Source organism: Polynucleobacter sp. AM-25C3 (genome assembly GCF_018882335.1).
Classification (GTDB): Bacteria; Pseudomonadota; Gammaproteobacteria; order Burkholderiales; family Burkholderiaceae; genus Polynucleobacter.
This window is the reverse complement of sequence record NZ_JACVOS010000002.1, coordinates 16,610-30,010: the sequence shown is the minus strand read 5'-3', so window position 1 is coordinate 30,010 and position 13,401 is coordinate 16,610. Positions and strand designations below refer to the sequence as shown.

Sequence of the window (13,401 nt, the reverse complement as noted above, 5' to 3'; positions counted from 1 at the left end):
TTCTGAGCCTTTTTAGTTACTACTATTCGTTTCTAATGTACTTTTTTGCTTAGTTCTTAGTCTGGTCAACTAACTTGTTCTTCGCAATCCAAGGCATCATGGCGCGCAACTTCGCACCAACTACTTCGATGTCATGCTCAGCGTTCAAGCGACGACGTGAAATCAAAGTAGGCGCACCTGCTTTGTTTTCCAAGATGAAACTCTTAGCGTACTCACCAGTCTGAATGTCTTTTAAGCACTGACGCATTGCGTTCTTAGTATCTTCAGTCACAACACGTGGACCAGTCACATACTCACCATACTCCGCATTGTTAGAGATGGAGTAGTTCATGTTAGCGATACCGCCTTCGTAGATCAAGTCAACAATCAACTTGAGCTCATGCAAGCACTCAAAGTAAGCCATCTCAGGAGCATAACCAGCTTCAACCAAAGTTTCAAAACCAGCTTTGATCAACTCTACTGCGCCACCACAAAGAACAGCCTGCTCACCGAACAAGTCAGTTTCAGTTTCTTCGCGGAAGTTAGTTTCGATGATGCCAGCACGACCACCGCCGTTAGCAGTTGCGTATGACAAAGCAACATCACGTGCTGAACCCGATTTATCTTGATACACAGCGATCAAATGCGGAACACCGCCACCTTGAGCGTATGTGCCACGAACTGTGTGGCCAGGCGCCTTTGGAGCAATCATGATCACGTCTAAGTCAGCGCGTGGCTGAACTTGACCGTAGTGAACATTAAAGCCGTGAGCAAATGCCAATGCAGCGCCCTGCTTAATATTGCCGTGAACTTCTTTGTTGTATACGTCAGCGATTTGCTCATCAGGCAAAAGCATCATCACTACGTCTGCATCTTTAACAGCTTCGCCAACTTCTTTAACTGTCAAGCCAGCATTTGCAGCCTTGCTCCAGGAAGCGCCATCTTTACGCAGACCAACAGTCACGTTACAGCCTGAATCTTTTAGATTCAATGCGTGTGCGTGGCCCTGTGAACCGTAACCAATGATGGTAACTTTTTTGCCTTTAATGAGGGACAAATCAGCGTCTTTATCGTAAAAAACTTTCATGCTCTTTCCTTGTATTGAAAATGTAGTTAATTCAGTAATCAGTTAAAAAAATTAAACCTTGAGGATGCGTTCGCCGCGCCCAATACCAGAACCACCCGAGCGGACAGTTTCCAGAATCGATGCACGATCAATCGAATCAATAAAGGCATCTAATTTGGCACCATCACCAGTTAATTCAATGGTGTAACTCTTATCAGTCACATCGATGATGCGACCACGGAAGATATCCGTTGTTCGTTTCAGCTCTTCGCGTTCTTTACCTACTGCGCGCACTTTAATCATCATGAGCTCGCGCTCAATATGAGGGCCTTCAGTGAGATCAAATACTTTCACCACTTCAACCAAACGATTTAAGTGTTTAGTAATTTGTTCAATCACATCCTCAGAGCCAATCGTGACAATCGTCATACGGGAAAGCGATGGATCCTCAGTAGGCGCAACGCTCAAGGTTTCAATGTTGTAGCCACGTGCAGAGAACAAACCTACAACGCGGGACAATGCACCTGGTTCGTTCTCAATGAGTACAGAAATAATATGTCGCATTAGAGATCCTCGCTACCCAAAAGCATTTCAGTAATACCCTTACCTGCTTGAACCATTGGCCAAACGTTTTCTTCTGGGTCTGTCTGGAAATCCATAAACACAGTGCGATCTTTCAAACGAATCGCTTCTTTGAGGGCGCCTTCAACATCCGATTTCTTCTCAATACGCATACCAACGTGGCCAAAGGCCTCTGCCAACTTCACAAAGTCCGGCAAAGAGTCCATATAAGAACTGGAATAACGCTTGTTATAAGTCAGCTCTTGCCACTGACGAACCATACCAAGGTAACGGTTGTTCAGAGACACGATCTTCACAGGCGTGTTGTATTGCTTACAAGTGGATAGCTCCTGAATACACATCTGAATCGAGCCTTCGCCAGTAATAGCAAATACATCTTGGTCCGGGAAAGCTTTCTTGATACCCATGGCGTATGGCAAGCCAACGCCCATAGTGCCAAGACCGCCGGAGTTAATCCAGCGACGTGGTTTATCAAACTTATAGAACTGAGCTGCCCACATCTGATGTTGACCAACGTCAGATGTAATAAATGCATCACCACCAGTCAGCTCCCACAACTTTTGAACTACATACTGTGGTTTGACAATTTGGGATGCCTCGTCGTACTTCAAGCAATCTTTTTTACGCCACTCGTTAATCTGCTCCCACCATGCCGCTAACTTAGCGTCATTCTTACGTGGGCCGCCAGCTTTGAGCTGTGCAGTCATCTCTTGCAATACTTCCTTGAGATTGCCAACGATGGGAACATCTACCTTCACCCGCTTAGAAATCACGGATGGGTCGATATCAATATGAATAATCTTACGTGGGTGACTTGCAAAGTGTGCAGTGTTGCCAATCACGCGGTCATCAAAACGCGCACCGATGGCAATCAACACATCGCTGTGTTGCATCGCCATATTGGCTTCATATGTACCATGCATACCTAACATGCCCAAGAACTGAGGGCTAGTGCCAGGGAAGCCGCCAAGACCCATTAAGGTATTGGTTACCGGGTAACCCAATAAATCAGCAAACTCTTTTAATTCTGGAGCGGCATCAGCCAAAATCACACCACCACCGGTGTAGATGTATGGGCGCTCTGCTTCTTGCAATAAAGAAACCGCTTTACGAATTTGTCCACTATGACCCTTCACTACGGGGTTATAGGAACGCATCTCTAGCGTTTCTGGATATACAAACGGCGCCTTAGCTGCTGATACATCCTTAGGGATATCAATCAACACTGGGCCTGGACGACCTGTTTGCGCAATATGGAAAGCCTTCTTAATCACTAAAGGAAGGTCTCTTACGTCTTTAACTAAGAAGTTGTGCTTTACCACTGGGCGAGTAATACCAACGGTATCCGCTTCTTGGAAAGCATCTTCACCAATCGCATACGTTGGCACGTTACCGCTAATGATCACCATCGGGATCGAATCGGTATAGGCGGTAGCAATTCCGGTAACCGCATTGGTTACACCAGGGCCTGAAGTAACTAGCGCAACACCAACCTTACCGGTTGCGCGTGCATAGCCATCGGCCGCATGAACTGCTGCTTGCTCATGGCGAACAAGAATATGTTCAAACTTGTCCTGCTTAAAAATTTCATCATAGATAAAGAGAACAGAACCCCCTGGGTAACCCCAAACGTATTCAACACCCTCTTTGTGCAAAGCTCGCACGAGCATTTCCGCACCAATGATTTCTGGTGGAGCTTCTACGGAATTTGGATTTGATGTGTCTTGATTAGCTTTAGAAGCTAAAAATTCGGCGCTGCTTGTATTCATTTTCTTTCGTCCTTTGCAATTTTTGGCAAAAAATTGTTTGGTCTGTTCTGTCTCCTGCTTATGGCCTGAGTTCGAACGGCGCTGCTACCGGAAAAAACCACTTCTTGAATGAGATTCTAGGTAGTAAGCCCTATATTCTATAGCAATCCCCTAAAATCAACCAATTCCATCTGATTCAGGTCTAATCTACTGAATGGCTTCACCCCAAGAACTTTCTGATTTTCTAAGCAGTGTCGAGCAGCGCGCTTTCAAGCAAGCGGTTTACGCTGTGCGAGATGACGATGCTGCCCTCGATATTGTTCAGGACGCCATGATCAAGTTGACCGAAAAATATGGTGACCGCCCTGCAGCCGAGTTACCCCTGGTTTTCACCAGAATTCTGCAAAACCGCATTCACGACTGGTTTAGGCGCCAAAAGGTCCGCAATACCTGGGTGACTCTCTTCTCCAACATGGGCAAGAAATCGGATGAAAACGATGATTTTGACCCTCTGGAGTCACTTTCAGCCCCAGATGACAGTGAAATTCACCAAGATGGGGCACATCAACTAGAGCGAAGTCAGCTTTTACAGGCTTTAGAGTCAGAAATATCAAAATTGCCCGCCCGTCAACGAGAAGCCTTCCTGATGCGTTATTGGGATGAGCTGAGCATTACTGAAACGGCCCTTGCAATGAGTTGTAGCGAAGGAAGTGTCAAAACCCACTGCTCAAGAGCCACTCAGGCTCTAGCTAAAGCATTGAAATTAAAAGGAATTACGCTGTGAACCGCAATGAAGATCTCTTAAACCCAACAGAAGTTGACCAATTTGGTCTAGCTACTGCCGCCCTGCTCCGCCACGGATCCCAATCCCTGCCAGCAGGCATCAAAGATCGTCTGTACGCAGCGCGCATGAAAGCAATTTCGGTCAAAAAACCAGAAAAAGTCCGTATTCAGCAACATGTACTGGCGAGCACCACTGGAAGTTGGTCATCTGGATCCCGCTCATTTTGGGACAACGTCGGTTGGCTTGCCCCACTTGTGGTTCTCGTGTTTGGCTTAATTGGTATTGCCCAATGGCAACAGGATTCCCGTATCAACGATATCGCTGAATTAGATGTAGCCCTCTTGACCGATGATGTCCCGCCAGATGCTTACGCTGATAGTGGCTTTATGGGCTTCCTAAAAAATGGCCCCCTTGCCGATTCAGAGCAAGATAGCTTGGATTCATCCAAATCACCCTCCTAAAGCCAACACCGAGCCTCATTAGCGCATGCTAAAAAACTTACGTTCTTTTTGTGCAGTGCTCGCGATTAGTTCAGCGCTAGCGCTGACAGTTGGCGTACTGGGTTTTTCTGCAAATGCCTTAGCCCAAACTTCCGCAGGTGCTCATGGAAAAACCACTGGGGTTCCTGAGAAAAAACCCGACGGTACATGGGAAGGTCTTAAGCCTGGGCAACAGCAAATCCTGGCCCCGCTCGAAAGCGATTGGGACTACATGCTCCCGGACAGCCGCAAGAAATGGATCCAAGTTGCTAATCTCTACCCAAAGATGAGCGAAGTAGACCAGCAGCGCCTACAGTCACGCATGACGAGCTGGTCCAAGCTCTCCCAAAAAGACCGCCGCATAGCGCGCGAGAACTACTTAAGCAGCCTCAAGTTTCCAGCCGAGAAAAAAGCAGAGGCCTGGAGTGCCTATCAAAAACTGAGTGATGAGCAAAAGAAGAAATTAGCTCAGGCAGAGGTCAATAAGAAAAAACCGACGGCTGTCAGTGCGCCCACATTACAGCAGCACCCGATCACACAAAAATCCAACTTGGCCCCAACTCTTCCGGCAAGTAGCACACCTGCTCCAGAAGCTGCAGCACCAAGCACAAGCTCAGATAGCAGCACAAGCAATCCCTAAGAATCCCTAAGCCGTGATTACGCCTGCTGAATTAAACGCCTTACCCGCTCCGCAATTTTGGAGGCGCGTATCTTGCACGCTCTACGAGCAGCTAGTTCTCTTAGGCGTGATCGCACTCACCTTCCTGGTTCCCAATTTAGGTTTGGGCATTCTGTTTGGCGTCTCGCTACCAAGTTGGCTCACCTTTCTCTATCTCTATACGGTCCTGGGCGTTTACTTTGTTTGGTACTGGACTAAGTCAGGGCAAACATTAGCAATGCAGACATGGCGTGTGCGCATAATTGGGCCTGGCGGCTACAACTTAACACGTCGTCAAGCGATTTGGCGTTATGTCTTTGGATCTCTGTGGATTGTGCCGTGCGTTCTTCTGCAATGGCTCTTTGAATTACAGAGGTGGCAAATTATTGAAATGCTGTTTACTGTTGCCTTATTTCTGTGGCCAATCACGATTTACTTGAATCGCGTCAAACCTTTGCTACGCCAAAGCCTGCCAGATCGTTTTAGTGGAACACGTTTAGTAGAGTTGCCAAAGAACCTCGTCACACTCTCGTAAGCTTCACTTGAGAATACGTAGACTCAAACTCTAAATCTCGCGCAAGCATTCCATCGCAGTAGTTGTTTGAATTCTTCTCTGAAAGCGATAGCCCGCAAGAAGACAAGCAGTCACCCCAAAGACGATACCCATCACCAGAGATTGTGTGAACGCATGGAACTCAATCTCCAATACAAAGCGGCCTAGCGACCATGCGGCTATTCCCGCTGCTAGACCAGCCAAGGCGCCTGCAAGCACCCCAATGACTACTAGCTCCGCAATGGCGATCTGAGCTAGTAGATTGCGTGAGGCCCCTACCGCCTTGAGTAATGCCGCACTTCTAAAACGCTCATCTTGGGTGGCTGCAATTGCAGCCACGAGCACCAGAATCGCTGCCACGATGGTGAATGCAAATAACAATCCCAGCACAGAAGACAGTCGATCCAATACATCTTGTATTTGCCGTAAGGAAGTCGCCACATCCACGATAGTGAGATTGGGATAAGACTGCGCCAGCCGATAATCGAGCCCCTCAATCGCCGTACTCTGATAGTAGGAAGTAATCCATGATTGCGGCATCTCAGCCAACATCGCAGGTGGCATGATGACGAAGAAGTTCACCTTCATCGAACTCCAGTCTAATTTACGCAATGAAGTAATAGGCGCAGTGACTTTTTCTCCGGCAAGCTCAAACGTCATTTGATCACCAAGCTGGAGTTTCAATGTTTTCGCAATGCCTACTTCTAATGAAACTTGTGGCGCACTGCCTTCGATCCATTTACCTGCAGTAATGCGGTTACCCTCAGGCAATTGATCGGTATAGGAGAGATTAAATTCTCGATCTACTAAACGGCGCGCATTCTCATCAATGTAATCATTGGGTCCGATGGGTTTTCCGTTGACCTCAATGAGGCGAGCCCTCACCATTGGACTAAAATGAGGATTTGCCACTCCTGCTTCGGCAAGTGACTTGGTGATATCCGACTTTTGATCTTCTTGAATATTAATCATGAAGCGATTGGGCGCATCTACTGGAATATTTCCCTGCCAGGTAGTCAATAGATCCTGACGTAGTAACAGAATCATGAGTAAGGCCATCAAGGCGATGCCTAATGCTGTAATTTGCATCACCGCAAATCCAGCGCGTCGCGATTGAGCGGTCAAAGCAAAACGGAGTGCAAAGTTTTGATTGCCCCACCAGCTAAATAAAGTATTTACTGCCCGGAGCGCTAGCCAAGAGACTGTGGCAAATGTAGCAACTGCTACAGAAAAACTCAAGCTAACCCAAGAAGCCAATTTCCAATCGCGCGCAGCAATAACAATCAAAGCAAGACATGTCACTAAACCAGCAATAGCCACCCAAACTGATTTGATGCTGATTGTGCCAAGCTCTTTACGAACCAAGCGGATTGGTGAGATAGTTACCAAGCTTAATAGTGGCGGTCCAGCAAAGCCAATCAACAAGATCGAGGAGAACAGGATGCTCCAGACCACAGGCCAGATGGAAATCGGCGGAAGGCCTGCCATCACTAAATTACCTAAGAGGCGCATCAAAAGCTCTTGAACTAGATAACCAGCGCTCGCCCCCATCAAACTTGCTAGCAGGCTTAGGCCGGCTAATATCTTTAATTGACTCTTGAGTATGGTGGCTTGACTGGCTCCCAAGCATTTCATGACGGCGCACACATCAGCCTGCTTGATGACGTAGCGACGTGCCGATAAGGCAATGGCAACAGCTGCAACCATCGCCGTGAGCAAAGCGACTAAAGACAAGAAACGCTCCGCCCTCTCTAGAGTTTTACGCATCACGGGCTGGGCATTTTCTAGAGTCTCAATACGAATACCCCGTAGACCCTCAGACTCAATCCAATTGCTTGCCCACGCCTCGTAAGCGTTGATTGCAGAATCCTCTCCAGCCAACAGCAATCGATATGTCACTCGACTACCAAGCCCAATTAGCCCAGTTGATGGCAAATCATCCAAGGACATCATGACGCGCGGTGCAAAGTTCATAAATCCAGCGCCTCGATCTAGTTCTCGCTCGAGCACACCTGAAACAACAAACTGCTGATCCCCTAAAGATATCCGATCGCCCAGCTTGGCATTCAGGCTTGCTAGCATTGCAGGATCGACCCACACAGATCCCGTGACAGGAGTTGCAGATAATGCGGGAGAAACTTGTAGTTGACCGCGCAAAGGATAGGCAGTGCTGACCGCCTTAAGAGAAGACAGCTTACTTTGAGCGCCCACGGTTGCCATACTGGGAAAGACGATTGTCTGCGCCACCTGTAGGCGACGCTCTTGCGCTTCTTGAATAAAGCGCTCAGGCAAGGGTTGGTCTGCAACGAGCAATAAATCCGCTGCCAATAATTGCCGAGCATCAAACTGAAATGCCCGCTGCATACGGTCGGCTAAAAAGCTAACACTCGATAAGGCCGCCACTGAAAGTGTGAGTGCAACAAATAGCCACACCAACTCACTAGATCGAAAATCTCGGCGAATACCTCTAAAGAAACTAGCTAGCACTGAGATTAAATCGCCTGTATCTGACCACCATCAACGCGTATCACTGAGCCAGTGATAAATGAGGCATTTTGACTAGCTAGGAATGTTGCTGTATCGCCATACTCCTGAGGGTCGCCATAACGCCCCATCGGAATCTGGTTTTGACTTGCTTTAACCACAGAGTCATAGCTCACATTTTCACGTTGAGCACGGGCCTCATCCAGCTGCCGCAAGCGGTCGGTTGCTACACGTCCAGGCATGATCACGTTGACAGTAATCCCCTCAGCCGCAACTTCCGCCGATAAAGTTTTAGACCACGCTAGCAATGCCGCACGTAAGGTATTGGAGATAGCAAGATTTTTAATAGGGGCAATAGCGCCAGAGGTGGTACTCGTGATGATGCGACCCCACTTGCGTTGACGCATTCCCGGCAAAACCCGATCGGTAATGCTGATCAGCGATAAGACCATATCGTTAAAACTTTTTTGCCAGAGAGCTGGGTCTTGGCCCGTCGCTAGCGTTGGTGGAGGCCCACCCGTATTGTTAATCAAGATATCAATCGGACCGAGCTCTTGCTCCACTTTGGTAACCAACGCATCAATTACAGAGCTATCTGACAAGTCCCAGCTTAAAGCCAATGCTTTTCCACCGGCAGCTTCAATCAACTCAACCGATTTTTTAAGACCTTCAGCATTACGACCAGTTACTGCCACTTTGACACCTTCACGCGCCAAGGAAACCGCCATTGCCTGCCCTAAACCACGGCTCGATGCCATCACCAAGGCAACTTTGCCTTTGAGTCCTAAATCCATGTCTTCTCCATCTTTTTTATATGTATTGCTGCTTGCTGCCACCTAAATCACTACTGCCCTAGGGGTGGCGGCAAATTACCGGCGTATTTATAAAGCGCTACTTCATATTCCATCAGAATTTGCGCCAAAGCCTCTTGCTGGCCCAAAGCCAAGGCTTGAGGCGTATTGTCCTTTAGTGGGACTCTCTTGGTATAGCGGTTTTTACCAATCACGGGATTGCGCTTTTGGGGGTCGGTAGCCGTCAAGAAAAACTCTACTGACACCACAGCCTCAGGACGAACGCGGTAGTCGCCATAAAACTCCTCTACAGAAGTTTGCAAGATGTAATATGGAAAGAAGCCGTTCCCCTGCCCTACTGTCATTGAAAAGATTTGGGCGCTGTTCATCCACTGACGAGTGGCATTACTGACCATCTCATTTGGTAGTGCAGAGTAAACGTTGTAGAAATCTTTTTCATAGCGTTGATCGCCTAAACGGTAGATCAAAGACTTGCCATCAAATGGAGGGGTTGTAGTTACAGGGCCCATCTTGAGCCAAAGATCTGTTCTCGGCTTATAAGGTGTTCCCGATCTCTCTGGCGCCACCATCCAGCTAGAGGTCTCTAATGCTGGTCTTTTTGGCAATGAGCAGGCACTCAATGCAAGAGCAATCAATGCAACCGCAGCAAGCTTTGTGAAACGGGGGTTATTCATAGTCTGGATTCTCATTTTTGAGCTCCATTCATTGGAGGTGTAATACGTGCAGGTGGTTCACCCCAGATCAAAGTAGATGGGGATTGACTAGCCACACGAGTAAATTCATTGAGTTGCTCGCTGGCCTGACGTAGGTTCTCTAGAGTGGCCGTGGTGTCACCTTGAACGCTAGTCACAGTTTGACGTAAAGAAACCATGGCTGCCACTAATTCACGCATCAAGATATTGAGCTGATCTTTATCGGTTACCTTAGCAATGCGGTCCAGCAATACATTGAGGTCTTTAACCGAGTTAATCAGACCTGAGTTATCTTTGCCATCACCCGCCATCAACTTATTGAGGTTACCTAAAAGAGCGTCAAATTTCTTTTGAGTGCCATCTACATCCATTCCATTTAGTGCTCCAATCAGCTTCTGGATTCCAGAAATAATTTCATCAGCCTGATTAGGCAGCGATGGAATAACCGGATAATCCGACTCCCACGTATAAGGCAAGGGTGGATACGCGGCTGCAGGGCTGCTAGTAAAGTCAAACTCTACATAATTAACCCCGGTAATGCCCATGGATCTAATCCGTGCTCGCATCCCATTCTTTATCAACCCCGTCAACTCGTCCTCGTCGGCACCCTCGCCAAAAATTTTCATCCTCACAACGACGTACTCCTTACGACTAAGCAATGGGGTCTTTTTTTCATATACATCCCCTGTCAATCCGATATAACTCACTTGACCGATCTTAACCCCGCGAAATCGTACGGCCGCCCCCGTATCCAAACCAGTTACTGATTGCTTGACATAGGTTTCAATAAAAAATGATTTTTTAAACAGCTGCCCTGAGCCAAATATTAAGATGATGGCAAGCAATGCACCGATTGCCGCCAAGACAAAAATGCCTAAGCGGAAATAATTGGGATTAGAGTTATTACTCATGCTGCGTCCTTGCTCATAATGCGATTAAAGAATTGATGGACTCTAGGATCTTTGCTGGTGTCTCTTAACACTTTAGGGTCGCCCTCGGCAATAATGCCCTTAGCGCTCTTGTCCAACATAATGACTTTATCGGCGATGGAATAAATACTTGCCAACTCATGCGAAACAATTACAAAAGTAAAACCTAAGTTTTTCGAGAGATCCAAAATCGTACTATCAAGATCGGCCGAAGTAATGGGATCGAGACCAGCTGAAGGCTCATCCAAAAATAAGATCTTCGGATCCAAAGCCATTGCCCTTGCAATCGCAGCTCGCTTTTGCATACCGCCACTGATTTCGCTAGGCATATAGGATTCATATGGAAGTAATCCCACCAAATCCAATTTGCAACGCGCCAATAATTCCATTTGCGGCCTTGTGAGCTGGGTGTACTCCTCCATAAAGAGGGTCACGTTATCCAGCAAATTCATGGAGCCAAATAAGGCGCCTTGCTGATACATCACCCCAAAGCTCGTCATAATTTTTTGACGCTCAGCACCTTGCGCGGTAGTGATGTTTTGACCTTCGATCAGGACATCTCCAGCGAGCGGTTGATATAGGCCGAATAAATTCTTTAAGAGGCTCGATTTACCACAACCTGACCCGCCCAGGATGACAAAGATCTCGCCATTGCTTACAGAAAAGTTAAGATTTTGCAAAAGCACATTTGTGCCATAGCCCACATTGAGGTTTTGCACATCAATTGCAGCGGTGTTTGTAGTTGTGTTGGCAGTCAATCCCATCAGAAACCTGTCCTGTAAGAAATGTAAGCGAAGATGCCGTCAACTAGCACGATCATCACAATGCTGCTCACCACTGCCCGCGTAGCTGAGATGCCAACAGCCGCTGCGCCAGTTCCTGTTTGCATGCCACGCAGGCAACCCATCGCCGATACCACCACGCCAAATAAAGTGGCCTTTACAAGCCCAGAAAGAACATCTTCAACATCAACAGCAGCTAGCATGCCGTTGTAGAAATTAATAAAGGGAATGCCATAAATTTGCATTGTCAACATAGATGAAAAGATGCTGACGACATCCGCAAATAAAGTAAGTATCGGCGCGACCAAAATTCCTGCCAATACTCGCGGCACCACCAAGAATCGAATCGGGCTCAAGCCACCGGTTACCAGCGCATCAACTTCGCTATTCACAGTCATGGTACCGATCTCGGCAGCAAAGGCGGCAGAGGAGCGGCCGGCAAGCAAGATGGCTGTAATCAACGGCCCCATCTCGCGCACGATACCTAATGCAGCCAAGGGGCCTACAAATGAAACGGCGCCAAACTGCTCCATGCCAATTGCAGCCTGAAAGGACAAAATTACGCCAATTAAAAATGCGACTAGACCCACAATTGGTAAAGCAGCAATTCCTGCCTCAACGGCAGCATTAACAAAATCACCCCAACGTACCTGCCTAATATTGCGAATAGACCACGCGAGGTCGGAGGCGAGGTGTCCAGTAAAAGTAATAAGTCCACGAGCATCATCCAACAAATTTTGTGCGGCCATCCCGGTGATGACAACAAAATTGGTCTTTTGCTTTGGAGCAGGTACTGGAAATAAATTAGAGATCGGATCAAACTCACGCAAGAGCGGTTGGTATTTAGGATCCAAGCCTTCAATATTAAATTGCCCGCCTGCCTTTTGTTGCACCTCTTCAACATCAATGAGGAAAGCAAATGCAGAGCCATCTAAAGAGCTAACCTTGGAGGCATCGAATGCCAAAGTCTGCCCTTTGCCACCACCCAGCTCCAACCAAGCGGTTTGCTTTTGACGAATATCGCTCCACACCCCAGCCAATGAATAGACATTCACAGCGCCACTAAGCGAGACCTCAGCATGGGTTTGATCCCTTTGGGACCAAACTGCTACTGGGGCTGTCAAAGTCGAGAAATTGGGGTCTGAAATGCTCATAGGCAAACTATAAGGGATTCGAATGAAAGTACTGTGAAACACCCAAAAAGAAAAAGGGCCTAGTTTTTTAACTAGGCCCTGTATAAGCTGGTGCGGCTGGCAGGAATTGAACCCACGACCCCTTGGTTCGTAGCCAAGTACTCTATCCAACTGAGCTACAGCCGCAACAGCCATAATTATGCCATGGAAGAGAAGAACTACATCACACCCGCAGGTCATGAACGCATCAAAAGCGAGCTTTTACAGCTCCTGAACCTTGATCGGCCTGAGGTTGTCAAGATTGTTCACTGGGCCGCCTCCAATGGCGACCGCTCAGAAAACGGGGATTACATCTATGGAAAAAAGCGTCTTCGAGAGATTGATCGGCGGATTCGCTTCCTCAATAAACGCCTAGAATTTGCCGTTATTGTCGATAACCTAGCCCGAAAACCGGGTGAAGCGGACGCTGAACAGGTCTTTTTTGGTGCTACCGTGACCTATGAAAGTCTAGAGGGTGCAGATTCGGGCAAAAAGACTTCTATCACCATCGTAGGGGTCGATGAAGTCGATTTAGAGTGCGGTCATGTCAGCTGGGTATCACCGATTGCCAAGGCATTGATAAAAGCCCGTCTGGGCGATTGCGTCAAAATTCAGACGCCTACAGGCCCTACCGAGATTGAAATTCTAGACGTGCAGTATCGGTAACGCGGGTTGCGCTTG

14 protein-coding genes and 1 tRNA gene are annotated in these 13,401 nt (G+C 47.6%); 5 read left to right on the top strand and 10 right to left on the bottom strand.

From position 1 onward, the window contains the following. Positions 1-49 precede the first annotated feature (49 nt). Genes ilvC through ICN12_RS01320 form a run of 3 tightly spaced genes read right to left on the bottom strand, consistent with a single transcriptional unit; the run spans position 50 to position 3,396 of the window. Positions 50-1,066: a ketol-acid reductoisomerase gene (ilvC, locus tag ICN12_RS01330; RefSeq protein WP_216252452.1), complete on the bottom strand. Its 1,017-nt coding sequence runs from the start codon at positions 1,064-1,066 to the stop codon at positions 50-52. Positions 1,067-1,117: 51 nt separating this feature from the next. After that, positions 1,118-1,609 (bottom strand): acetolactate synthase small subunit, encoded by a 492-nt coding sequence (ilvN, locus tag ICN12_RS01325; RefSeq protein WP_015420909.1) that lies wholly within the window; start codon positions 1,607-1,609, stop codon positions 1,118-1,120. Further along, positions 1,609-3,396 carry an acetolactate synthase 3 catalytic subunit gene (locus ICN12_RS01320; protein WP_216270280.1) on the bottom strand — a complete coding sequence of 596 codons (1,788 nt, stop codon included), beginning with the start codon at positions 3,394-3,396 and terminating at the stop codon, positions 1,609-1,611. Before ICN12_RS01320 ends, ilvN begins: the two co-directional genes overlap by 1 nt. 193 nt (positions 3,397-3,589) lie before the next feature. Here ICN12_RS01320 and ICN12_RS01315 point away from each other — a divergent pair, with 193 nt between their 5' ends. Genes ICN12_RS01315 through ICN12_RS01300 form a run of 4 tightly spaced genes read left to right on the top strand, consistent with a single transcriptional unit; the run spans position 3,590 to position 5,831 of the window. Next, the gene (locus tag ICN12_RS01315; RefSeq protein ID WP_216270278.1) at positions 3,590-4,159 is read left to right on the top strand and encodes an RNA polymerase sigma factor; all 570 of its coding nucleotides are present in this window, start codon (positions 3,590-3,592) and stop codon (positions 4,157-4,159) included. Beyond that, positions 4,156-4,620, top strand: coding sequence for a DUF3619 family protein (locus ICN12_RS01310; RefSeq protein ID WP_216270277.1), 465 nt, complete (start codon positions 4,156-4,158; stop codon positions 4,618-4,620). The genes ICN12_RS01315 and ICN12_RS01310 overlap by 4 nt, the downstream gene beginning before the upstream one ends. 25 nt (positions 4,621-4,645) lie before the next feature. After that, positions 4,646-5,278, top strand: a complete 633-nt coding sequence (locus tag ICN12_RS01305) for a DUF3106 domain-containing protein (protein WP_216270275.1) — start codon at positions 4,646-4,648, stop codon at positions 5,276-5,278. A gap of 13 nt (positions 5,279-5,291) precedes the next feature. Beyond that, a complete protein-coding gene (locus ICN12_RS01300; RefSeq protein ID WP_370624915.1) occupies positions 5,292-5,831 on the top strand; it encodes an RDD family protein in 540 nt (179 codons plus the stop codon). Between the two features lie 30 nt (positions 5,832-5,861). On the opposite strand, the gene ICN12_RS01295 is transcribed toward ICN12_RS01300, so the two are convergent. From ICN12_RS01295 to ICN12_RS01265, 7 genes are all read right to left on the bottom strand, one after another. After that, a complete protein-coding gene (locus tag ICN12_RS01295) occupies positions 5,862-8,336 on the bottom strand; it encodes an ABC transporter permease (protein ID WP_370624914.1) in 2,475 nt (824 codons plus the stop codon). A gap of 5 nt (positions 8,337-8,341) precedes the next feature. Next, complete coding sequence (locus ICN12_RS01290; protein WP_216270273.1) at positions 8,342-9,127, bottom strand: SDR family oxidoreductase; 786 nt, start codon at positions 9,125-9,127, stop codon at positions 8,342-8,344. A gap of 50 nt (positions 9,128-9,177) precedes the next feature. Then, positions 9,178-9,819, bottom strand: a complete 642-nt coding sequence (locus tag ICN12_RS01285) for a PqiC family protein (protein ID WP_216270272.1) — start codon at positions 9,817-9,819, stop codon at positions 9,178-9,180. Between the two features lie 11 nt (positions 9,820-9,830). Beyond that, a complete protein-coding gene (locus ICN12_RS01280) occupies positions 9,831-10,748 on the bottom strand; it encodes an MlaD family protein (RefSeq protein ID WP_216270271.1) in 918 nt (305 codons plus the stop codon). Then, positions 10,745-11,530 carry an ABC transporter ATP-binding protein gene (locus ICN12_RS01275; protein WP_216270270.1) on the bottom strand — a complete coding sequence of 262 codons (786 nt, stop codon included), beginning with the start codon at positions 11,528-11,530 and terminating at the stop codon, positions 10,745-10,747. The genes ICN12_RS01280 and ICN12_RS01275 overlap by 4 nt, the downstream gene beginning before the upstream one ends. Beyond that, positions 11,530-12,702, bottom strand: a complete 1,173-nt coding sequence (locus tag ICN12_RS01270; RefSeq protein ID WP_216270268.1) for an MlaE family ABC transporter permease — start codon at positions 12,700-12,702, stop codon at positions 11,530-11,532. The genes ICN12_RS01275 and ICN12_RS01270 overlap by 1 nt, the downstream gene beginning before the upstream one ends. A gap of 88 nt (positions 12,703-12,790) precedes the next feature. Then, positions 12,791-12,867 (bottom strand) — tRNA-Arg (locus ICN12_RS01265). A gap of 18 nt (positions 12,868-12,885) precedes the next feature. Between ICN12_RS01265 and greB the strand changes: the two genes are divergently transcribed. After that, on the top strand, positions 12,886-13,386 hold the full coding sequence (gene greB / locus ICN12_RS01260; protein WP_216270266.1) for a transcription elongation factor GreB: 501 nt from the start codon (positions 12,886-12,888) through the stop codon (positions 13,384-13,386). Positions 13,387-13,401: the final 15 nt, after the last annotated feature.